Source organism: Alsobacter sp. R-9, assembly GCF_054612375.1.
In genome coordinates this window covers 1-20,766 of record NZ_JBTSWJ010000017.1, presented here as the reverse complement: position 1 = coordinate 20,766, position 20,766 = coordinate 1, and the positions used below count along the sequence as shown (strand labels likewise).

Annotated in this window: 19 protein-coding genes; 12 read left to right on the top strand and 7 right to left on the bottom strand. The window is 69.7% G+C overall.

Going from position 1 to position 20,766, the window contains the following annotated elements; genetic code table 11:
• The first annotated feature begins 2 nt into the window (after positions 1-2).
• From ACX9GQ_RS21885 to ribB, 5 genes are all read left to right on the top strand, one after another.
• Positions 3-596, top strand: coding sequence for a histidine phosphatase family protein (locus ACX9GQ_RS21885; protein ID WP_459631726.1), 594 nt, complete (start codon positions 3-5; stop codon positions 594-596).
• A 179-nt stretch (positions 597-775) separates the two neighbouring features.
• A complete protein-coding gene (locus ACX9GQ_RS21880) occupies positions 776-4,837 on the top strand; it encodes a Pls/PosA family non-ribosomal peptide synthetase (RefSeq protein WP_459631725.1) in 4,062 nt (1,353 codons plus the stop codon).
• Positions 4,838-5,009: 172 nt separating this feature from the next.
• The gene (locus ACX9GQ_RS21875) at positions 5,010-5,402 is read left to right on the top strand and encodes a hypothetical protein (RefSeq protein WP_459631724.1); all 393 of its coding nucleotides are present in this window, start codon (positions 5,010-5,012) and stop codon (positions 5,400-5,402) included.
• A gap of 59 nt (positions 5,403-5,461) precedes the next feature.
• Positions 5,462-6,550 carry a chorismate synthase gene (aroC, locus tag ACX9GQ_RS21870; RefSeq protein WP_459631723.1) on the top strand — a complete coding sequence of 363 codons (1,089 nt, stop codon included), beginning with the start codon at positions 5,462-5,464 and terminating at the stop codon, positions 6,548-6,550.
• Between the two features lie 90 nt (positions 6,551-6,640).
• Positions 6,641-7,948, top strand: a complete 1,308-nt coding sequence (gene ribB / locus ACX9GQ_RS21865) for a 3,4-dihydroxy-2-butanone-4-phosphate synthase (protein WP_459631722.1) — start codon at positions 6,641-6,643, stop codon at positions 7,946-7,948.
• 37 nt (positions 7,949-7,985) lie between these two features.
• Here the strand turns inward: ribB and ACX9GQ_RS21860 are convergent, their stop codons facing one another.
• The 6 genes from ACX9GQ_RS21860 to ACX9GQ_RS21835 form a co-directional block, all read right to left on the bottom strand.
• Positions 7,986-8,627: a ThuA domain-containing protein gene (locus tag ACX9GQ_RS21860; protein WP_459631721.1), complete on the bottom strand. Its 642-nt coding sequence runs from the start codon at positions 8,625-8,627 to the stop codon at positions 7,986-7,988.
• Positions 8,628-8,644: 17 nt separating this feature from the next.
• Positions 8,645-9,742: a Gfo/Idh/MocA family protein gene (locus ACX9GQ_RS21855; RefSeq protein WP_459631720.1), complete on the bottom strand. Its 1,098-nt coding sequence runs from the start codon at positions 9,740-9,742 to the stop codon at positions 8,645-8,647.
• Positions 9,743-9,769: 27 nt separating this feature from the next.
• Entirely contained in the window at positions 9,770-10,618 is an 849-nt protein-coding gene (locus ACX9GQ_RS21850) for a carbohydrate ABC transporter permease (RefSeq protein ID WP_459631719.1), read from the bottom strand.
• Positions 10,611-11,501 carry a carbohydrate ABC transporter permease gene (locus ACX9GQ_RS21845; protein ID WP_459631718.1) on the bottom strand — a complete coding sequence of 297 codons (891 nt, stop codon included), beginning with the start codon at positions 11,499-11,501 and terminating at the stop codon, positions 10,611-10,613. Before ACX9GQ_RS21845 ends, ACX9GQ_RS21850 begins: the two co-directional genes overlap by 8 nt.
• 76 nt (positions 11,502-11,577) lie before the next feature.
• Positions 11,578-12,837, bottom strand: a complete 1,260-nt coding sequence (locus ACX9GQ_RS21840; protein ID WP_459631717.1) for an extracellular solute-binding protein — start codon at positions 12,835-12,837, stop codon at positions 11,578-11,580.
• A gap of 259 nt (positions 12,838-13,096) precedes the next feature.
• Entirely contained in the window at positions 13,097-14,029 is a 933-nt protein-coding gene (locus ACX9GQ_RS21835; RefSeq protein ID WP_459631716.1) for a histone deacetylase family protein, read from the bottom strand.
• A gap of 223 nt (positions 14,030-14,252) precedes the next feature.
• Between ACX9GQ_RS21835 and ACX9GQ_RS21830 the strand changes: the two genes are divergently transcribed.
• Both ACX9GQ_RS21830 and arfB read left to right on the top strand, forming a co-directional pair.
• Complete coding sequence (locus ACX9GQ_RS21830) at positions 14,253-14,840, top strand: L,D-transpeptidase (protein ID WP_459631715.1); 588 nt, start codon at positions 14,253-14,255, stop codon at positions 14,838-14,840.
• Between the two features lie 24 nt (positions 14,841-14,864).
• Positions 14,865-15,287 (top strand): alternative ribosome rescue aminoacyl-tRNA hydrolase ArfB, encoded by a 423-nt coding sequence (gene arfB, locus ACX9GQ_RS21825; protein WP_459631714.1) that lies wholly within the window; start codon positions 14,865-14,867, stop codon positions 15,285-15,287.
• A 2-nt stretch (positions 15,288-15,289) separates the two neighbouring features.
• Here arfB and ACX9GQ_RS21820 read toward each other — a convergent pair whose 3' ends face one another.
• Positions 15,290-15,580: a hypothetical protein gene (locus tag ACX9GQ_RS21820; RefSeq protein ID WP_459631713.1), complete on the bottom strand. Its 291-nt coding sequence runs from the start codon at positions 15,578-15,580 to the stop codon at positions 15,290-15,292.
• 142 nt (positions 15,581-15,722) lie between these two features.
• Between ACX9GQ_RS21820 and ACX9GQ_RS21815 the strand changes: the two genes are divergently transcribed.
• The 5 genes from ACX9GQ_RS21815 (at position 15,723) to ACX9GQ_RS21795 (ending at position 20,677) form a co-directional block, all read left to right on the top strand.
• On the top strand, positions 15,723-16,847 hold the full coding sequence (locus ACX9GQ_RS21815; protein ID WP_459631712.1) for a Ppx/GppA phosphatase family protein: 1,125 nt from the start codon (positions 15,723-15,725) through the stop codon (positions 16,845-16,847).
• Positions 16,844-17,569: an RlmE family RNA methyltransferase gene (locus tag ACX9GQ_RS21810; RefSeq protein WP_459631711.1), complete on the top strand. Its 726-nt coding sequence runs from the start codon at positions 16,844-16,846 to the stop codon at positions 17,567-17,569. The genes ACX9GQ_RS21815 and ACX9GQ_RS21810 overlap by 4 nt, the downstream gene beginning before the upstream one ends.
• 176 nt (positions 17,570-17,745) lie before the next feature.
• Positions 17,746-19,221, top strand: coding sequence for an IMP dehydrogenase (gene guaB / locus ACX9GQ_RS21805; RefSeq protein ID WP_459631710.1), 1,476 nt, complete (start codon positions 17,746-17,748; stop codon positions 19,219-19,221).
• 3 nt (positions 19,222-19,224) lie between these two features.
• Entirely contained in the window at positions 19,225-19,350 is a 126-nt protein-coding gene (locus tag ACX9GQ_RS21800; protein ID WP_459631709.1) for a hypothetical protein, read from the top strand.
• A gap of 19 nt (positions 19,351-19,369) precedes the next feature.
• A complete protein-coding gene (locus ACX9GQ_RS21795) occupies positions 19,370-20,677 on the top strand; it encodes an RsmB/NOP family class I SAM-dependent RNA methyltransferase (protein ID WP_459631708.1) in 1,308 nt (435 codons plus the stop codon).
• The last annotated feature ends 89 nt before the right edge of the window (positions 20,678-20,766 follow it).

Genomic DNA, 20,766 nt, shown 5'->3' with positions numbered 1-20,766 from the left:
CCGTGGGAGAGGCCCGCGGTCCGCGGCTGTTCTTCATCCGTCACGGGGAGACCGACTGGAACGCCGAGGGGCGGCTCCAGGGACAGCAGGACATTCCCATCAACGACCGCGGCCGCGAGCAGGCCGCGCTTGCGGGCAAGCGCCTCGCCTCCCTGCGTTCGGACGCCGGTTCCCTTCCGTGGATCGTCAGCCCGCTCGGGCGCACGCGCGAAACGGCCGAGATCGCCCGCGCAGCCGCTGGCCTGCCGCGCGACGGCTATGATCTCGACCCCCAGATCAAGGAACTGTCCTTCGGCATCCTCGAGGGCAAGACCTGGAAGGAAGTCCGCCGCGAGCAGCCGGAACTCGCCCGCCAGCGCGAGGCCGACAAGTGGCGCTTCGTCGCCCCCGGCGGGGAAAGCTACGAGCGCCTGACGGATCGCATCGGCGCCTGGGTCGCCACCGCGCCGGCCGAGGCCGTCGTCGTGTCGCACGGGGGCGTCGCCCGGGCGCTGATGCGCCTGCTCTGCGACCTGCCGCCCGAGCGCGTGTCGGGTGCCGACATCTGGCAGGGCCGCATCCTCCTCTTCGAGAACGGGCGCTATTCCTGGACCTGAACGCCGGCTGCGCCGGATGTTCATGCACGGTTCAGTTCCCGACTGGCAAACCACCAGCCATGCAGCGCGGGGGCGCGCCGCGGCGCCGTGGGGGTGCCGTCGGCCGACGAGGGGGCGGGCGGACGACGGGATGCGGCAGAGACCTGCCGCGCGGGACGTCCGGCCGGAAGAGTGGGTCCATGAACCAGATCATCAAGGCGGCTCGTCCCGCGACCATCCTGCGGGGGGCGAAACGGCCGGACCTGCTCCGCGACGAGACGCTGCCTGAACTGTTCTCCGCCACAGCGGCTGCGCGCGCAGACCACGTCGCCCTGATCTGCGGCGACGAGCGCGTCACCTACGCGGCCATGGCCGCCCGCGCCGGCGCCATCGCCGCCGGCCTCTCCGCCCGCGGCATCGGCCCCGGTGACGTCGTCGGCCTCTGGATGCGCCGCGGAGCCGACCTGCTGACCGCCCAGGTGGGCATCACGATGTCCGGGGCCGCATGGCTGCCCTTCGACGCCGAGACCCCGGTCGAGCGCATCGTGACCTGCCTTGGCGACGCCGGGGGGCGCTTCATCCTGACCAGCGCCGACCTGCTGCCCCGGCTCGACGAGACGGGCCTCGAAGCCCTCGTGGAGGCGACGGCCGCCCGTCCCGGTCCCGCGCCCGACGTGCGCGCCGCCGGGCTGACGCCGGACCACCCGGCCTACCTGATCTACACGTCCGGCTCGACCGGCACGCCCAAGGGCATCGTCGTCAGCCATCGCAACATCTGCCATTACCTGCGCTCCGGCAACGCGCTCTACGGCCTCGGGCCGGACGACGTGATGTTCCAGAGCGCCTCCGTCGCCTTCGACCTGTCGATGGAGGAGATCTGGATCCCCTACCTCGTCGGCGCGACCCTCTGGGTGGCGACGCCGGAGGTGCTCGCCGACACGGACCGGCTCGCCGATGTGATCGCCGAGGCCGGGATCACTGCCGTCGACATGGTGCCGACGCTCCTGTCGCTGTTCCCGCGCGACGTTCCGAGCCTGCGCCTGATCCTGCTCGGCGGCGAGGCGCTGCCCCCGTCCGTGGTCCAGCGCTGGGCCCGTCCGGGCCGGCGCATCTTCAACACCTACGGCCCGACCGAGGCCACGGTCGTCGCCACGGCCTGCGAGGTGGTCGCGGGTGAAACGGTGACCATCGGCGGCCCCGTCCCGAACTACTCCTGCTACGTGGTGCGCGAGGACATGACCCTCGCGGCCCCTGGCGAGCAGGGTGAACTGCTGATCGGAGGCCCCGGCGTCGCGCAGGGTTACCTGAAGCGCCCCGAGCTCACCGCGGAGAAGTTCATCGCCAACCCGTTCGGCGGGGAGGGCGGGGACCCCGTGCTCTACCGCTCGGGCGACGCGGTGAGCATCGACCCCGCCGGCAACATCGTCTTCCACGGCCGCATCGACGACCAGGTGAAGATCCGCGGCTTCCGCGTCGAGCTCGGCGAGATCGAAACCCGCCTCGACGCGCTGCCGGGCATCGGACAGGCGGCCGTCGTGCTGCGCCAGGACGACGGCCTCGACCGCCTCGTCGCCTTCGTCGTTCCGGAGCCCGGCGCGGCCCAGCTCGACCGCGGGGCGCTTCGCGCGGCCCTCGCCGAGCAGATGCCGCCCTACATGGTGCCCTCGCGCTTCGAGGTCATGGAGACGCTGCCGCGCCTCGTGTCCGGCAAGATCGACCGCAAGGCCCTGAAGGCGATGACGCTGGCCGCTCCCGTCGACGGGGCGGGCGAGCAGGAGGCTCCCCGCAGCGAGACCGAGGCGCTGCTGCTCGCGGCCGCGCAAACCGTGTTCCCGGGCCAGGCCCTGCCGTTCGAGGCCGATTTCTTCACCGACCTCGGCGGCCATTCGCTCATCGCCGCGTGCTTCATCTCGGCCGTCCGCCAGACGCCGGCGCTCGCCGGCATCACGCTGCAGGACGTCTACGGCGCGCGCACGCTGCGGGCCATGGCCGCCCGGCTCGACGCCCGCCTCGCGATCGAGGCGCCGGCCGCCGAGGACCTCGCCTTCACGCCGCCGCCCGTCTCCCGCCGCTTCTGGTGCGGCGTCGCGCAGGCGGCGGCGCTTCCCTTCATCCTCGGCCTCATGACCGCCCAGTGGCTGGGCGTCTTCGTCACCTACATGCTGCTGGTGGGCGAGGGCTGGTCGTTCTGGTCCGAGGTGGCGCTGCTGCTCGGCGTCTACATGGGCATCAACGTCGCCACCGTCGCCATCGCCATCGCGACCAAGTGGATCCTGCTCGGCCGTACGAAGCCGGGCCGCTATCCGCTCTGGGGCGCCTACTACTACCGCTGGTGGCTGGTGACCCGCGTTCTCGGCCTGACCCACATGAAGTGGTTCCAGGGCACCCCGGTGATGCGCGCCTACCTGCGGGCGCTGGGCGCGCGGGTCGGCGACGACGCCATCGTCTGCGAGATCGAGTCCGGCGCGCTGGACCTCGTCACCATCGGCGAGGGCGCCTCGATCGGCGGCAAGGTGGCGCTGTCCACGGCCGAGGTCATCGGCAACGAACTGGTGATCGGCCCGGTCGAGATCGGCGCGCGGGCCTACGTCGGCACCTCCTGCGTGGTGTGCCACGGCGCGACCATCGGCCGCGGCGCGGAACTCGCCGACCTCACGGCGGTGGGGCCCGGCGTCACGGTCGGCGCATGGGAGAAGTGGGACGGCTCGCCGGCGCGGCGCGTCGGCATGGTGGACCGTGACCAGCTCGCCATCCCGCTGCCGGCTTCCCAGGCGAAGCGCCGCCTGCAGGCCGCCGTCTACGTGCTGGCGCTGCTGCTGCTGCCGCCGGTCAGCCTGCTGCCGATCTTCCCGGCCTTCTACGTCTTCGACCAGATCGACGCGATCATCGCGACGGTCTCCGACGCCAGCTACCTGACCTACCTGCCGCTGCTCGCGTGGCCGACCGCGATGGCCCTCATCGCCATCACCGTGCTGCTCATCGCCGCGGTGCGCTGGACGGTCCTGCCGCGGGTGCGGGCCGGGACGTACTCGGTCCACAGCTGGTTCTACGTCCGCAAGTGGATCGTGGCGCTGGCGACCGAGGTCACGCTCGACACGCTGTCGTCGCTCTACGCCACCGTCTACATGCGCAACTGGTACCGCCTGATGGGCGCGAAGATCGGCAAGGACGCCGAGATCTCGTCCAACCTCGCCGGGCGCTACGACCTCACCGAGATCGGCGAGAAGTGCTTCATCGCCGACGAGGTGGTGCTGGGCGACGAGGAGATCCGCGACGGCTGGATGACCCTCCATCCGGTGCGCACCGGCGCCCGCGTGTTCGTCGGCAACGACGCCGTGGTGCCGGCCGGCGCCTCGATCCCCGACGGCAGCCTCATCGGCATCAAGTCGAAGCCCCCGGCCAACGACGTGATCCAGGCTGGCGACACGTGGTTCGGTTCGCCGCCGATCCAGCTGCCGACGCGCCAGAAGGTCGACGGCATCGCCGCCAACTGGACCTACGCGCCGTCGAAGCTCAAGCGCGTGGGCCGCGCGGTGTTCGAGGCCTTCAACCTCTCGCTGCCCACCATGCTGTTCATCACCTTCGGCACGCTGGCGGTGGAACTCTTCCTTCCGTCCGTCGAGAACCGGGAGTGGCTGACCTTCGCGGCCCTGTTCCTCGCCGCCGGCGTCGCCATCTCGGTCGCCATGACGCTGGTCGTGGTCGGCGTGAAGTGGGCACTGATGGGCCGCTACGTCCCGACGATGAAGCCGATGTGGTCGTGGTGGGCGCTGCGCACCGAGGCCGTCGCCGTGATGTACTGGGGCCTCGCGGGCAAGGTGCTCCTCGACCACCTGCGCGGCACGCCGATGCTCGCCTGGGTCCTGCGCCTCTTCGGCGTGAAGGTCGGCAAGGGCTGCTACCTCGGCATGACCGACCTCACCGAGTTCGACTGCGTCGAGATCGGCGACTTCGTGGCCATGAACGAGATGTCGTCCCTCCAGACGCACCTCTACGAGGATCGGGTCATGAAGGTCGGCCGGGTGCGGGTGGGCCGCGGCGTCACCATCGGTGCCGCCTCCACCGTGCTCTACGACACCCATGTCGGTGACTTCGCCCGCCTCGGCCCGCTCACCCTCGTCATGAAGGGCGAGTCGCTGCCGGCCGGCACCGCCTGGGTGGGGGCGCCCGCGGTGCCGCAGGCCCAGGCCGATGCGGCCGCCACGGCGATGCCCGTGCCGGCGGCGAGCAACGTCGTGCCCCTGTCCCGCCACGCGGCCTGAGCGGCCCGGCAAGCAGGAGAGACCAACGGGGGTCGGCAGTCGCCGGCCCCTCAACTTTTGGCGACAGCCGTGAATCGGTTTCGCAACTCTTGATGCATAAGTCCTTCTGCGGACTTGAGAAGCTCCCTCATCGGATGAACGCTCGGGTCATTTCAGGCACGAGGTTTCATCCATGTCTTTCAGGATTTTCCCGCTCGTCGCGGCGGTCAGCGTTTCCGCGTCCCCAGCCCTGGCCGAGACGGTCGCCAAGACCGTTCCCGCCAACCGCCCGAGCGTCGTCGGGTCGTTCGGCGGTTACGTGGTCAGCACCTGCCTCAGTGTCGGCCTGCCCGACGCCAGGCCACGGGAGAAGCCCGTCAACGGCGACCTTCGCATCGAGGTGCAGCGGGGAAAGGCGTCGCAGGGACGGTGTCAGGGCACCGAGCAGCAGTTCCTCGTGTTTGTCTACACGCCGAAGAAGGGGTTCAAGGGGAGCGATCGGCTGAGCGTCGACATCCCCTGGCAGCCCTACGAGCACGCACCGATGAATGCGCTGACTTATACCTACGAGATCACGGTCCAGTAGCGGCTTGACCGGCAGGGCGCTTTCGCCGCAAGTGGCGGCACTCCTGTCCGGTCACCATCATGTCGCACAACAGCTTCGGCCACCTTTTCCGTGTCACCACGTTCGGCGAGAGCCATGGGCCGGCGCTGGGCTGTGTGGTGGACGGCTGCCCCCCGCGCATTCCGCTGACGGAGGCCGACATCCAGGCCGAGCTCGACCGGCGCCGGCCGGGCCAGTCACGCTTCACGACGCAGAGGCGCGAGCCGGACCAGGTGCGCATCCTCTCCGGCGTGTTCGAGGACGAGCGGACCGGCGGTCCGCTGACGACGGGCACGCCGATCGCCCTGATGATCGAGAACGTCGACCAGCGCTCCAAGGACTACTCGGAGATCCGCGACACGTTCCGGCCGGGACACGCCGACTTCACCTACGAGGCGAAGTACGGCATCCGCGACTACCGCGGCGGCGGGCGGTCCTCGGCGCGCGAGACGGCGGCCCGCGTCGCCGCCGGGGCCATCGCCCGCAAGGTCATGCCGGGCGTGGTCGTGCGGGGGGCGCTGGTGCAGATGGGACCGCACCGGATCGACCGCAGCCGGTGGGACTGGGACGAGGTGGGCCGCAACCCGTTCTTCTGCCCTGACGCCGAGGCGGCGGCCTTCTTCGCCGATTATCTCGACGGCATCCGCAAGTCGGGATCGTCGATCGGCGCCGTCATCGAGGTGGTGGCGGAAAACGTCCCCGCGGGCCTCGGCGCGCCGATCTACGGGAAGCTCGACTCCGACCTCGCTGCCGCGCTGATGAGCATCAACGCCGTGAAGGGCGTCGAGATCGGCGCCGGCTTCGCGGCGGCGGAACTGACCGGCGAGGAGAACGCCGACGAGATCCGCATGGGCAACGACGGCAGGCCGCTGTTCCTCAGCAACCACGCCGGCGGCATCCTCGGCGGCATCTCGACGGGGCAGGCCGTGGTGGCGCGCTTCGCGGTGAAGCCGACGTCCTCGATCCTCACGCCGCGCCGCAGCATCGACAAGGCGGGCCACGAGACGGACGTGATGACCAAGGGCCGCCACGACCCCTGCGTCGGCATCCGCGCCGTGCCCGTGGGGGAGGCGATGGTGGCCTGCGTGCTCGCGGACCACTGGCTCCGCCACCGGGCGCAGGTCGGCTGACATCGACATTCAGCGGCGCTGAATGCTCAAGAATGTCAGCCACGTTCTTTCAGTATGGCTGAATTCGATCTGCTCTGCTAAGACCCCCGCATGAGACTGGCGGAGTGGCTCCAGCAGCAGGGACTGTCCCGCGTCGCCTTTGCGCGGCGGATCGGGCTGTCGCCGGCGGCCGTGACGGCGCTGTGCAACAGCGACGCGGCGTGGATGTCGCGCGAGACCGCCGAGCTCATCAGCCGCGAGACGGGGGGAGCCGTCACGCCCAACGACTTCATCGGGCTCGACACGGCCAGTGCCGGGTCGGCCGCCACGGGGGACCGAGCCGTGCCGCACACCGTGACCCGCGCCATCGACGCACTGCGCAAGGGCGAAATCATCATCGTCACCGACGACGACGACCGCGAGAACGAGGGCGACCTCATCTGCGCCGCGTCCCTGTGCACGCCGGAGAAGATGGCCTTCATCATCCGCAACACCTGCGGCATCGTCTGCGCCCCGGTGACGACAGGGGAGGCCCGGCGCCTCAACCTCGCGCCCATGGTGGCCGCCAACGACGCGCCGCTCGGCACGGCCTTCACGGTGTCGGTGGACGTCAAGCACGGGCTCACCACCGGCATCTCCGCCGAGCAGCGCTCGAACACCGTGCGGGCGCTCGCCAACGGCAACATGGGCGCCTCGGACTTCGTCCGGCCGGGACACGTCTTCCCGCTCATCGCCCGCGACGGCGGCGTCCTCATGCGCTCGGGCCACACCGAGGCGGCGGTGGACCTCTGCCGCCTCGCCGGCCTTCCACCGGTCGGCGTGATCTGCGAACTCGCCAACGACGACGGCACGGTCATGAAGGGCGAGCAGATCGAGGCCTTCGCGAAGACCCACGGCCTCGTCCGCATCTCGGTCGCCGACCTCATCGCCTACCGTCAGGCCCGCGAGAAGCTCGTCGAGCGCGTCGCCACGTTCCCGGTGCGCACCGAGGCGGGCGAACTGACGGGCTATGCCTACACCACGCCGTTCGACAGCGTGCACCACTTCGCCTTCGTCCATGGCGAGATCGGCGACGGGCGGGAGGTGCTCACGCGCCTGCACCGGGCCAACGTGATCGCCGACACGATCGGCGGCGGCAAGACGCTGCAGGCGGCGCTCGCCCGCTTCCGCGCCGCCGGCCGCGGCGTGCTCGTCTACCTGCGCGACGGCACCGCCGGCGTCCCGGTCCAGGGCCTCGGAGATGACGATTCCGCGGAGGGCGTCCGCCAGCAGCAGTGGCGCGAGGTCGGCCTCGGCGCGCAGATTCTGCGCGACCTCGGCGTGTCCTCCATCGTGAATCTGTCGTCCCGGTCGCGAAACTACGTCGGTCTCGCCGGCTTCGGCATCGAGATCGCCGGCACGGAGCCGGTCGAGGCCTGAGAAGGCCGGCGCGGCCCGGGCCGCGCCGGTGCTCGCCTCAGCGGGCGGCCCAGAGCAGCCCGCGCTGCATCATCGTCTTCATCTCGGGCACGTCGAGCTCGTAGGCCCGGTGGCCGAGCGAGCAGTAGAAGACGCGGCCCTTGCCGAAGCGCTTCTTCCAGACGACCGGCATCACCACGCCGTCGATCCACTCCGCGTGGTCGCCGGTGAAGGTCGTCGTCGCCAGCACCTCGTTAGCGGGGTCGACGTGCATGTAGTACTGCTCGGAGCGGTAGTCGAAGTCGGCGATGCCCTGCATGATCGGGTCGTCCGGCTTCGTCACGTTCACCCGGTAGTCGATGATGTTGCCCGGGTGGGCGACCCACTGCCCGCCGCACATGAACTGGTAGTCGACCGCGTCGCGGAAGGCGTCGCACATGCCGCCATGGTGGCCGCCGAGACCGACGCCGGAGGCGACCGCCGCGCACAGCGCAGCCGCCTCGGGCTTCTCGATCTTCGACATCGTGTAGATCGGCACCACCAGCGAGTAGTTCGGCAGGTCCGGGTCGAGGAAGGCGGAGGTCTGCGTCTCCATCCGCACGTCGAAACCCGCGGCCTTCAGCCAGCCGCGGACGATGGAGGCGCACAGGTCGGGGTCGTGGCCCGCCCAGCCGCCATAGACGATCATGGCCTTGCGCATGGGTGAGGCTCCTTTTCTCAGTCGATCTGGCCGGTGGCGAGGCCGGCGGGCATGATGGCGGGCCGCTCGACGCGGCTCTCGATGGCGACGCGGCGGCCTTCGTCGGAGGAGCGCTGGAAGGCTTCCATCACCTCGAGCGCGTGGAAGGCGAGGGCGCCGCTGGCGCGGTGCGGCCGGCCGGAGACGATGCCGGCGGCCATGTCGGCAAGCCCCAGCGAGCGGTAGTTGCCGTCGGCATAGCCGTGGCTGAGCTCCACCGTCTCCCATTCGCCGCCGGGCTTGGCGACGCTCACTTCGCCGCCGAAGCGGTTGGGATCGGGCACGCAGATGGAGCCGCCGGAGCCGTAGATCTCGATGGGCGTGTGCCGGTGCTTGGGCACGTCGAAGCTCATCGCGATGGAGACGATCGCACCGCTCTCGAATTCCAGCGTCCCGGCGACGTGGGTGTCCACCTCCACCGGGATCATCGTCCCCTTCATCGGCTCGGAGGTGATGAGGCGCTCCTTCCGCAACCGGGAGGTCGAGCCCATCACGCTCGCCACCGGGCCGAGCAACTGGACGAGATCGGTGATGTAGTAGGGACCCATGTCGAGCATCGGCCCGCCGCCGCGCAGGTAGTAGAAGCCCGGCGCCGGGTGCCAGCGCTCGTGGCCAGGGCACATGAAGAAGGCGCTGCCGGCGATCGGCGTGCCGATGACGCCCTCGTCGATCAGGCGCCGGGCGGTCTGGTGGCCGCCGCCCAGGAACGTGTCCGGAGCGCAGCCGACCCGCAGGCCCTTCTCCGCCGCGAGGTCCATGACCTTGCGCGCCTCGCCGACGTTCACGCCGAGCGGCTTCTCCGAATAGACGTGCTTTCCGGCCCGCAGCACGGCCATGCTGATGTCTGTGTGGGCCAGCGGGACGGTGAGGTTCAGCACGATCTCGACGTCGTCGCGCTTCAGCAGGTCGTCCACGCGCATGCCGGGCACGCCGAACTCCTCGCCCTTCTTGCGGGCGGCATCGGAGCGCATGTCGGCGACGCCCTTGAGCTCGAGGTGCGGAAACGCCTTGGCCGCGGTGAGGTAGGCGGTGCTGATGACGCCGCAGCCGATGACGCCGAAGCCGACTTTTCTCATGGTTTGTGTCTCCGGGTGCTCCCGCGCTCAGCCCTTCACGGCGCCGGCCGTGAGGCCCGCGACGATGTGCTTCTGCGCGAAGAGGAAGAGGATGATGGTGGGCAGGATGGTGAGGGTGATGAAGGCGAGGATCAGGTTCCACTCGGCCGAGAACTCGCCCTGGTAGACCATGATCCCCAGCGGCCAGGGGTAGAGGCTATCGGTGTTCAGCATCACCAGCGGCAGGAGATAGGCGTTCCAGCTGTTGACGAAGGCGATGGTGCCGACGGTGGCGAGGATCGGCCGCGACAGCGGCAGCGTCACGTAGCGGAAGAAGTTGAGGTAGCTGCAGCCGTCGACGAGCGCGGCCTCCAGCAGTTCCTCCGGCAGGTCCTTGAAGAACCGCCGCAGCAGCAGGATGCTCATCGCGAGGCTGAAGGCCGCCTGCGGCAGCACCACGCCCAGGTAGGTGTCGAGCAGGCCGAAGTCGCGGACACGGATGAACAGCGGCAGGATCGCTGTGGAAGCCGGGAACAGCAGTCCCATCGTGATGTACGACAGGAGCATCCGGCTGCCGAAGAACTGGATGTGGGCGAAGACGAACGCCGCCATGGAGGCGACGATGAGCGTCAGGATCACGCTGAGCGTGGCGATGATCGTCGAGTTGCGCAGCAGCTGCCAGTAGCGCTGCGAGAAAAGGATGTCGGCGTAGTTCGACCACTCCCACACCTGCGGCAGGCCGAAGGGATTGGAGCGCAACTCGCCCAGGCTCTTGAACCCGCCGAGCACGGTGGCGATGAGCGGCACCGCGACGAAGACGACGACCGCCGTCAGGAACAGGCCCTTGTAGAGGGTCGTCAGGTCGGCGCGGGACCCGGCTTCGGAGGCGCTATTCATCGCGCATCATCCAGCGCTTGTAGGTGAAGGCGAAGGTGGCGCAGATGACGAACAGGATCACGCCGATGGCGCTGCCGAAGCCCACCCGCATGCGCATCACGCCGTGCGTGTAGAGGAAGCTGACCATCGTCTGCGAGCTGTCGGCCGGGCCGCCGCGCGTCAGCGGCATGACGAGATCGAAGAGCTGCAGCGAGCCGACGATGGCGAAGAACACCGAGAGCCGGATCGTCGGATAGAGCAGGGGGATCACGACGAAGCGCAGCACCTGCCAGCGCGAGGCGCCGTCGATGCGCGCCGCCTCCACGAGGTTGCGGTCCATGCCCTGCAGCGCCGCGATGAACAGCATCATGTGGAAGCCGAAGTACTTCCACACGACGACGATCAGGATGGCGAGCATCGAGGTGTCGGCGCTCGCGAGCAGGTGTGGCGCCTCCGCCCCGAACAACCGGTAGATGGCAGCGAGCAGCCCGTAGTCGCCGTCGTAGACGAAGCTGAAGATCAGGCCGGTGGCGATCTCCGCCAGCACGTAGGGCAGGAAGAAGAGCATGCGCAGCGCCACCGCCCCGGTGAAGCGGTCCGCCAGCAGGATGGCCAGCGTCAGCGCCAGCGGGAGCTGGACGAGCAGCGAGACGAGGATGATGAGGCCGTTGTTGCGCAGAGCCAGGTGGAAGGCCCGCGTGTCGAACACGGCGAGGTAGTTGTTCCAGCCCACCCAGCGCGTGGGCGTGCCGAAGCCGTTCCAGTTGAAGCCGGAATACCAGGCCGCCTCCACGATCGGCATGACCACGAAGATCGTGAACAGGAGGAGTGCCGGCGGCAGGAACAGGATGACGGCCGTGAAGGCGCCGTCCCGCCGTCGCAGGCTGATCGATGTGGTGGCCATCAGGCGTCCGGGTTCGTGAAGGCGTGCCGGGCCGCCCGTGGTGGGGGCGGCCCGGCGTGGGAGGGGAAGGGGCTGGTCAGTTGCCCTGCTTCCAGGCGTCGTTGACGGCCTTGGCGGCCTGCTTGGGCGTCATGCTTCCGCCGGCGATCTCGGCCGAGGCGTCGTTGATCACGCGGCCGACGTTCGGGCCGAGAGCCTGGTCGTAGAAGTTCTGGTGGTAGCCGGACTTCGCGAGGTTCGCCGAGATGTTCTTCATGAACGGGCTGACGATGCCGGCTTCCGAACCCTTGGCGACCGGGATGATGAAGTTGGCAGCGGCGGCCTTGGTCTGGACCTCCGGTGAAACCAGCGTCTTCAGGAAGTCGACCGCTTCCTTCGGCGATCCCTTCGTCACCAGCCAGCCGTTGATGCCGCCGAGCGTGTCGGTGGGCTCGCCCTTGCCGCCGGGAACGGTCGGGAAGTCGAACCAGCCGATCTTGTCGTCGGTCAGGCCGACCTTGTCCGCCGCCAGCGCCTTCTGCGTGTGGTAGAAGCTGCTGATGGCGAGGATCATCGCCGCCTTGCCGTCGCCGAACGCGCCGACCGCCTGCGGGTTCTTGAAGCCGAGGAAGCCGTTCTGGAACGGCTGCAGGTCGACGAGTTGCTTGTAGAGCTCTGCCGACTTCACGTACGTCTCCGACTCGAAGCCGCCGTTCTCGCCCTTCATGGCCGAGACGATGCCGTTCTTGCCGCCGAGGCGGACGGCGAGATGCGTCCAGTAGAAGTGCAGCGGCCACTTGTCGGCACCGCCGACCATGATCGGCGTGATGCCGGCGGCCTTGATCTGCTTCACCGCGGCGAGGAAATCGTCCCAGGTCTTGATCTTGGTCGCATCCACACCGGCCTTGGCGAAGAGCTCCTTGTTGTACATGAACCCGACCTGCGACACGTTCATCGGGATGCCGTAGAGCTTCCCGTCGACCTTGAACGCGTTGACGGCCGCCGGGGGCAGGGTGTCCGTGAACCCCTTCGTCGCCTCGGTGATGTCCTCGATGACGCCGGCCTCGACCTGCGACTGCAGGACGCCGCCCGCCCAGCTGTAGATGATGTGCGGCCGGTCCTTGGACTGCAGGAGCGTCGGAGCCTTCGCCTTGTAGGCTTCGTTCTCCAGGAACGACATCTCGATCTTCACGCCCGGATTCTTCGCCTCGTAGGCACGGGCGGCTTCCTCCCACAACTTCACGTGGTTGGGGTTCACCTCGATGTGCAGCCACTTCACCGTGGTCTGCGCGAGGGCGCCGGTCAGACCGGCGAGAGTCACGGCGGTCGCGGCCGCAAGCGTCCTGATCAGCCTCATGGGCCATCCTCCCCAGGTTGTCGTTGGCCGCATGATAGGCGCAACTCTGAGGGGCGCAACTCAATTCATGATGGGTCCCACCGCGCCACTGTCGCAGGGCGCCTCGGGAGAGCGGTGCTGCGGTGCAGCAAGGTTCGGAAAACGCAGGCGCCGCCCGTGTGACGGGCGCGCCTCACGCAGCGAGAGCGGAGCGTTGGGATCAGCGCGCGGTGGGGCGCGATGGGAGGCCGTGCGGTCGCGGGAGCGTGGTCCGGGCGCCTCAGCCGCCGCGCATCAGGGTCATGACGTGGGCCGCGACGGAGCGCGCCAACCCCTCGAGGTCGTAGCCGCCTTCCATCAGCGAGACGATTCGCCCGTTGCAGGACTTGTCGGCGATGTCCATCAACTGGGCCGTCGCCCAGGAGAAGTCCGCCTCGACGAGATTGAGGTTCGCCAGCGGATCGCGCACATGGGCGTCGAATCCAGCCGAGATGATGATGAGGTCCGGACGGAACGCCTCCACCCGCGGCAGGATCGCCACCTCGAATGCTTCCCGGAATTCGTGGCTGCCGTCGCCGGCGCGCAGAGGCGCGTTGACCACCGTGTTGTGCTCGCCCGTCTCTCTCGACGCCCCGGTGCCGGGATAGAGCGGCATCTCGTGGGTGGAGCAGTACATCACCGAGGGGTCGGACCAGAAGATGTCCTGCGTGCCGTTGCCGTGGTGGACGTCCCAGTCGACGATCGCCACCCGCTCTGCGCCGTGCACGGCCTGGGCGTGGCGTGCGGCGACCGCCGCGTGGTTGAAGAAGCAGAAGCCCATCGCCGTTGCCCGTTCGGCGTGGTGCCCCGGCGGGCGCGCGGCGGAGAACGCGTTCGCGACCTTGCCTGTCATGACCTCGTCGACAGCCAGCACCGCGCCGCCGGAGGCCCTCTGCGCGGCCTCGAGCGTTCCCGCCGACATGGTCGTGTCGGCATCGAGCTGGATAAGACCCTCGGCGGGCGCTGCCTCCTCGAGCGCGCGGACATAGCTCTCCGGGTGGGCCCGCAGGACGGCGGCGGGATCGACGATCGGCGAAGCCTCGCGGGCGAGCGGCTGGAATCGCTCATGCTCGAGAATGCGCTCCACGACCCGGATCCGGTCCGGCCGCTCGGGGTGGCCCGGCGGCGTCTGGTGGCGGACGAAGCAGGGGTGCGAGATGTAGAGCGTTGACACTGCGTTTCCGGCCCGGCGTTTCTGGTTCGGGACGATGATTGTCGACGAAGTGACGGGATGCGTCCATTCGCCAATGGTTCCCGGCAGCATTGACGTCGATCATGGCGGCGCCTAAAGCGGGGCCGCCGGCTTCGTCAAGGCCCGCAACTCGAGGCCTTAGCCTCACATTAACCATCTCGACGTTGAGTGTCCTGACGCTCCTGTTGCGAAGAACGGATTTGGCATGCGATTCGCCGCGCTCACCCTCGCCTTCGTCGCCGGCCTGACGGCCGCGGGTTGCAAGTACGAGCCGGTGCCCGGCCCGCAGATGAGCGCACGCGACGTCGAGTACATGGCGCTCGTGCCGACGTTCGACGTCCACCTCCCGTTCGAGCGCTACCGCGTCGATTACCAGACCTCCGAGAAGCCGGGCACGGTCATCGTCGATACGCGCAACAAGTTCCTCTACCTCGTGGAACCCGGCGGGAAGGCGATCCGCTACGGCGTCGCCACCGGCGACGAGGCCTATGGCTGGACCGGCGTCGCGGAGATCGCGCGCAAGGCCGAGTGGCCCAACTGGACGCCGCCGGCGGAAATGGTGAAGCGCTGGCCGCACGTGCGTCCCACCAAGGGCGGGCCGGACAATCCGCTCGGCGCCCGCGCCCTCTACCTCTACCAGAACGGCCACGACACGCTGTACCGCATCCACGGCACCAATGAGCCGGAGACGATCGGTCGCGCCGCCTCCTCTGGCTGCATCCGGATGCGGAACGTGGATGCGATCGACCTCTACAACCGCGTCGGCGTGGGGACGCGCGTCATCGTGATGTGACGCCGCAGGGGCGGGGAGGGTGCCTTGATCCGCGTCGCTCCCCGCATCGTGATCGACGAGCGCGAACTCGAAGAAACCTTCGTGCGCGCGTCTGGTCCCGGCGGCCAGAACGTGAACAAGGTCGAGACGGCGGTCCAGCTTCGCTTCGACGCGCTGGCGTCGCCCGGGCTTCCCGACGACGTCAAGGAGCGGTTGCGCGGCCTCGCCGGCAGCCGGATGACGGCCGACGGCGTCATCGTGATCATCGCCCAGCAGTTCCGCACGCAGGACCGCAACCGGCAGGATGCGCGAGAGAGGCTGTTCGAACTGCTTCGGAAGGCCGCCGTGCGGCCCAAGGTCCGCCGGCCGACGCGGCCGACGCTGGGGTCGCAGAAGCGGCGGCTCGAGAGCAAGAGCCGCCGCTCCGACGTCAAGCGGATGAGGACCGGGAAGCCCTCGGCCGACTGAGCCTAGCGGCACACCCGCACGACACGCCGCACGCGCTCGCCGAACCGGTTCAGGCGGTAGGTGACCCGCTCGCGGCAGATCTGCCCCGTCGTCCCGTCCCACCCGCGACGATAGCGCCGCTCGTAACGCCGGTGGTCGCGGTCGTCCCAGCCGCGTCGCTCGCGGATGATGACCTGGGCCTTGGTGGTCGTCACCGGGGCGAGGCCGGGCCGCGCCGTTCCCGGTGCCGCGACCGAGGCGGCGGCCGGCGAGGCGAAGGCCAGTCCGGTGGCGAGGATGATCATGAAACGCATGTTGAAACTCCCGTCTTCCAGGTGCGGGAGTGCCAACGCGGCCTGACCGGGTCCGTTCCCGGCCCGCCTTCGCGCTGCCGCCAAGCTTGGCATTCGGGTGACGGGGTTGATAAGCTTTCCCCGAACAGTACGAGAGGCTTTCGTGTCGCCGGTCGACGACCATGCCGCCGAGGCGACTCCGGTCCTGGACGAGACGTCCGCACGGGCCGCGCCTGAGGTGAGCAACGGAACCCACGACGCCGGCCCGCAGCGGATCCGACGGCCGGAGCGTCGTGCCCACGGCCCCACCTACGCGGCCCTGGACCTCGGCACGAACAATTGCCGGCTGCTGGTGGCGCGCCCCTCCTCGGAGGGGTTCCGGGTCGTCGACGCCTTCTCGCGGATCGTGAGGCTTGGCGAGGGACTCGGCGCGTCGAACGTCCTGCGGGACGGGGCCATCGACCGCACGATCGACGCGCTGAGGGTGTGCCGCGGCAAGATGCAGGCGAGGGGCGTCACGCGCTCGCGCCTGATCGCCACCGAGGCGTGCAGGGCCGCGGTCAACGGCGAGGCGTTCATCGCCCGGGTCCGGGACGAAACCGGACTGGACCTCGAGATCGTCGACCGCGAGACGGAGGCCCATCTCGCGGTGGCCGGCTGCGCGGGTCTGGCCGACCCCCAGGCGGACGGCGTCCTGCTCTTCGACATCGGTGGCGGGTCGTCCGAACTCGTCTGGCTGGAACGCCCGCGCGGTGGCGCGCGACCGTCCGAGCGCGTCAGGACCTGGACGTCGCTGCCGGTCGGCGTCGTGACGCTGGCCGAACGCCATGGCGGCGTCGAGGTGACGCGGGCGTCGTTCGAGGGGATGGTCCGCGAGGTCGAGGGACTCCTGGCCGAGTTCGTCGAGCGACTCGACGGGGTGCAGGCCTGCGGGCGATTCCACCTGCTCGGCACGTCCGGAACCGTCACGACCATCGCCGGCGTGCATCTCGGCCTGCCCCGCTACGACAGGCGGCGGGTCGACGGCCTCTGGATGGAGGACGAGGATGTCGGCGAGGTGCTGGAGCGTTTGCTCGACATGAGTTTTCGCCAGCGGGCGGCAAACCCGTGCATCGGCCCGGAACGCGCCGACCTCGTGCTGGCGGGTTGCGCGATCCTGGAGGCGATCCGCCGCGCGTTCCCGTCCGACCGCCTTCGGATCGCCGACCGCGGCTTGCGGGAAGGAATCCTGATGCAACTGATGAGCGAGGATGGCACCTGGAGCCCTCGCCGGGGGAGCGCGCCATGAGCGGGCCGACCGGCGGATCGGGGCGAGAGGGCGGACGCTCGCTGAAGCAGCGGGTCAAGACGGCGCGCAAGCGCACCGTCTCGCAGACGCGCTGGCTGGAGCGCCAGCTCAACGACCCTTACGTCGCCCGCGCCAAGCGCGAGGGATACAAGTCGCGCGCCGCCTACAAGCTGATCGAGATGGACGAGAAGTTCCGCCTGTTCCGGCCGGGGCAGAAGGTCGTCGACCTCGGCGCCGCGCCGGGCGGGTGGTCGCAGGTCGCCGCCGCCAAGGTGAAGTCCGCGGAAGGGCAGGGGCGGGTGATCGGCATCGACCTGCTCGACATCGACCCGCTGCCCGGCGTCGAGTTCACGGTGATGGATTTCCTCGCGGAGGATGCGCCGGCCCGGCTCACGGAGATGCTCGGCGGCCCCGCCGACGTGGTGATGTCCGACATGGCGGCGAACGCCACCGGCCACAAGAAGACCGACCACCTGAAGATCATCGCGCTGGCCGAACTCGCGGCCGAGTTCGCCCGTGACGTTCTGGCGCCGGGCGGTGCCTTCGTCGCCAAGGTGCTGCAGGGCGGCACCGAGGGGCAACTGCTCGCCGACCTCAAGCGCGACTTCGCCGTTGTCCGGCACGTCAAGCCGGCCGCGAGCCGCGCCGACTCCGCCGAGCTCTACGTGCTGGCTACGGGGTTCCGGGGACGCAAGGCGGCGGACGAGACCCGCGACGACTGACGAATCGTGCTCCGGCTCCGCCCCCGGCGCGGAGCAGCCCTGTGCGGCCGGGCCGCTTTCGACTCGACCGCGTTCGTGATAACAGCACGCGCCAACCCATTGATGCGGGCGCCGGGCCTTCAGGCTCCGGCGCCTTGGCTTTATGGCTCCCTCGTTGGAGCGACAAGGAGTTGGCGATGCCCATCCGCGAGGCGCTCACCTTCGACGACGTGCTGCTGCAGCCCGGCCATTCCGAGGTCATGCCGTCGGACGTCGACGTCCGCACGCGCCTGACGCGGTCGATCTCGCTGAACCTGCCCATCGTTTCCTCGGCCATGGACACGGTGACCGAGGCCCGCCTCGCGATCGCCATGGCGCAGGCCGGCGGCATCGGCGTCATCCACCGCAACCTTTCGCCGGAGGAACAGGCGGCCGAGGTGAAGGCGGTGAAGAAGTTCGAGAGCGGCATGGTGGTGAACCCGCTCACCATCCACCCGGACGAGACCCTGGACGACGCGCTGACCCTGATGAAGCGCAACGGCATCTCGGGCATTCCCGTGGTGGAGCGCGGCCCGGCCGGACGCCCCGGCAAGCTCGTCGGCATCCTCACCAACCGCGACGTGCGCTTCGCCACCAACCCGCAGCAGCCCGTCTCCGAGCTGATGACGAAGGACCGGCTCGTCACGGTTCGCGAGGGCGTGAGCCAGGACGAGGCCAAGCGCCTCCTTCACCAGTTCCGGATCGAGAAGCTGCTCGTCGTCGACGACCACTATCGCTGCATCGGCCTGATCACCGTGAAGGACATGGAGAAGCAGGTCGCCCACCCCAACGCCTCCAAGGACACGGCCGGCCGCCTGCTCGTGGCCGCCGCGACCACGGTGGGCGAGCAGGGCTTCCTCCGCTCCGAACTCCTGATCGACGCCGGATGCGACGTCATCGTCGTCGACACCGCCCACGGACACTCGCAGCGCGTGCTGGAATCCGTGGGCCGCATCAAGAAGTTGTCGAACGCCGTTCAGGTGATCGCCGGCAACGTGGCGACGGCGGCGGGGACCCGCGCCCTCATCGACGCCGGCGCCGACGCCGTGAAGATCGGCATCGGCCCGGGCTCCATCTGCACCACGCGCATCGTCGCCGGTGTCGGCGTGCCGCAGCTCACGGCAGTGATGGACTCGGCGGAGGCTGCGGCCGCCACGGGCACGCCGGTCATCGCCGACGGCGGAATCAAGTTCTCAGGAGATCTCGCCAAGGCTCTGGCCGCAGGGGCGGAATGCGCGATGATCGGCTCGCTGCTGGCCGGCACGGACGAGAGCCCGGGCGAGGTGTTCCTCTACCAGGGCCGCTCCTACAAGGCGTATCGCGGCATGGGCTCCGTCGGTGCGATGGCCCGCGGCTCGGCCGACCGCTACTTCCAGCAGGACATCAAGGACACGCTGAAGCTGGTGCCCGAGGGCATCGAGGGCCAGGTGCCGTACAAGGGCCCCGTCGGGACCGTGCTGCACCAGCTCGCCGGCGGCCTGCGCGCCGCCATGGGCTATGTCGGCGCCCGCACGCTGCCGGAGTTCCGGCAGAAGGCGGAGTTCGTGCGCATCACCTCGGCCGGTCTGCGCGAGAGCCACGTGCACGACGTCACGATCACCCGCGAGAGCCCGAACTACCCGACGAGGATGTGAGCGTTGCCGCTCGTCTGGCCTGCGCGGACGCAGGTTCTCGTGATCCCGCGCTACCGCCTCGTCCTCGTGGGTGTCGCGGCGTCGGCGGGGATGTCGCTAGCCATCGTCCTCGCGCTGTCCTTACCCTGACCGGTCGGAGAAGCCGCCCTTGACGCCCGCCGCCCGGATTTCCGCTGCCATCGAGGTGCTCGCCGACATCGAGACGCGCCGCCGGCCGGCCGCCGACGCGCTGAAGGACTGGGGCCTCGCGCACCGGTTCGCCGGGTCCGGCGACCGGGCCGCCATCGGCAGCCTCGTCTACGACACCCTGCGCCGCCGGGCCTCGGCCGCGTGGCTGATGGGGGCCGAAGGGCCGCGGGCCACGCTGATCGGAGCCTTGCGGCTCGCGCGCGGATGGCCGCGGGATCGCATGGCGCCGCTCTTCTCCGGCGAGCGGTTCGCGTCGGAACCCCTGTCCGCCGCGGAGGAGGCTGCTCTGGCTCGGGATCCCGCCACCATTCTCGCGGATGCCCCGGCCTGGGTGGCGGGCGACTATCCCGAATGGCTCGACCCTCTTCTCGCCGACGGCTTCGGCGAAGGCCGCGTCGCGGAAGGCCGCGCCCTGGCGGAGCGCGCCCCGGTGGACCTGCGGGTGAACACGCTCAAGGCGGATCGCGCGACCGCCAAGGCCGAACTCGCGCCGCTGGGCGCCGTGGAGACGCCGCTCTCGCCGCTGGGGCTGCGCATCGCAGTGCCCGACGACGGTCGCCCGCCGCCCGTCACCGCCGAACCGGCCTACCGGCGAGGTTTCGTCGAGATCCAGGACGAAGGGTCACAGCTCGCGGGCCTTCTCTGCGGCGCCGCACCCGGCATGACGGTGGTCGACCTTTGCGCCGGCGGCGGCGGCAAGACGCTGGAGCTCGCGGCCGCGATGCGCAACGAGGGGACGCTCTACGCCACGGACAGCGACCGGCGCCGCCTCGCCAACATCTGGGAACGCCTTGAGCGCGCGGGCGTGAGCATCGTCGACGTGCGGACGCCGCGTGAGCGGGGGGAGGAGCCCCTGTCCGACGTCGCCGGCAGGGCCGACCTCGTCGTCGTCGACGCGCCGTGCACCGGAACGGGAACGTGGCGTCGCAGCCCCGACGCCAAATGGCGCGTGCGGCCGTCGAGCCTCGACGGCCGCGTCGCGGACCAGGCGACGGTGCTCGACCGCGCCGCGCCGCTGGTAAGGCCGGGCGGGCGGATCGCCTACATCACCTGTTCCATTCTTCCCCGCGAGAACGACGACGCTGTCGGTGCCTTCCTCGGCCGGAACGGCGGCTTTTCGCTGCTGTCTCCGGATGAGGTCGCCGGCGCGGCCCGCCTGCCGGCGCTGGCGGCCCACCGATCACCTCGCGGGCACGCACTTCAGCTCACGCCCCGGCGAACCGGCACGGATGGCTTCTTCGTCGCCATGCTGAAGCGGGGCGGCTGACGCCCTAGGGTCCGGACTCAATTGATCCAGTAAGCACAAGTGGCGGCGATGAGTGCGCCTGCGAGGTAGTTGCGTGCGAGTTTGTCGTA

Excerpts from the sequence above, each read along its gene's own strand:
- ACX9GQ_RS21840 (WP_459631717.1), bottom strand. The coding sequence starts at position 12,837 with ATGAGGCTGATCAGGACGCTTGCGGCCGCGACCGCCGTGACTCTCGCC.
- guaB (WP_459631710.1), top strand. The coding sequence starts at position 17,746 with ATGCCCATCCGCGAGGCGCTCACCTTCGACGACGTGCTGCTGCAGCCC.
- ACX9GQ_RS21830 (WP_459631715.1), top strand. The coding sequence starts at position 14,253 with ATGCGATTCGCCGCGCTCACCCTCGCCTTCGTCGCCGGCCTGACGGCC.
- ribB (WP_459631722.1), top strand. The coding sequence starts at position 6,641 with ATGAGACTGGCGGAGTGGCTCCAGCAGCAGGGACTGTCCCGCGTCGCC.
- ACX9GQ_RS21880 (WP_459631725.1), top strand. The coding sequence starts at position 776 with ATGAACCAGATCATCAAGGCGGCTCGTCCCGCGACCATCCTGCGGGGG.
- ACX9GQ_RS21810 (WP_459631711.1), top strand. The coding sequence starts at position 16,844 with ATGAGCGGGCCGACCGGCGGATCGGGGCGAGAGGGCGGACGCTCGCTG.
- ACX9GQ_RS21860 (WP_459631721.1), bottom strand. The coding sequence starts at position 8,627 with ATGCGCAAGGCCATGATCGTCTATGGCGGCTGGGCGGGCCACGACCCC.
- ACX9GQ_RS21875 (WP_459631724.1), top strand. The coding sequence starts at position 5,010 with ATGTCTTTCAGGATTTTCCCGCTCGTCGCGGCGGTCAGCGTTTCCGCG.
- ACX9GQ_RS21855 (WP_459631720.1), bottom strand. The coding sequence starts at position 9,742 with ATGAGAAAAGTCGGCTTCGGCGTCATCGGCTGCGGCGTCATCAGCACC.
- ACX9GQ_RS21845 (WP_459631718.1), bottom strand. The coding sequence starts at position 11,501 with ATGGCCACCACATCGATCAGCCTGCGACGGCGGGACGGCGCCTTCACG.
- ACX9GQ_RS21850 (WP_459631719.1), bottom strand. The coding sequence starts at position 10,618 with ATGAATAGCGCCTCCGAAGCCGGGTCCCGCGCCGACCTGACGACCCTC.
- ACX9GQ_RS21820 (WP_459631713.1), bottom strand. The coding sequence starts at position 15,580 with ATGCGTTTCATGATCATCCTCGCCACCGGACTGGCCTTCGCCTCGCCG.
- aroC (WP_459631723.1), top strand. The coding sequence starts at position 5,462 with ATGTCGCACAACAGCTTCGGCCACCTTTTCCGTGTCACCACGTTCGGC.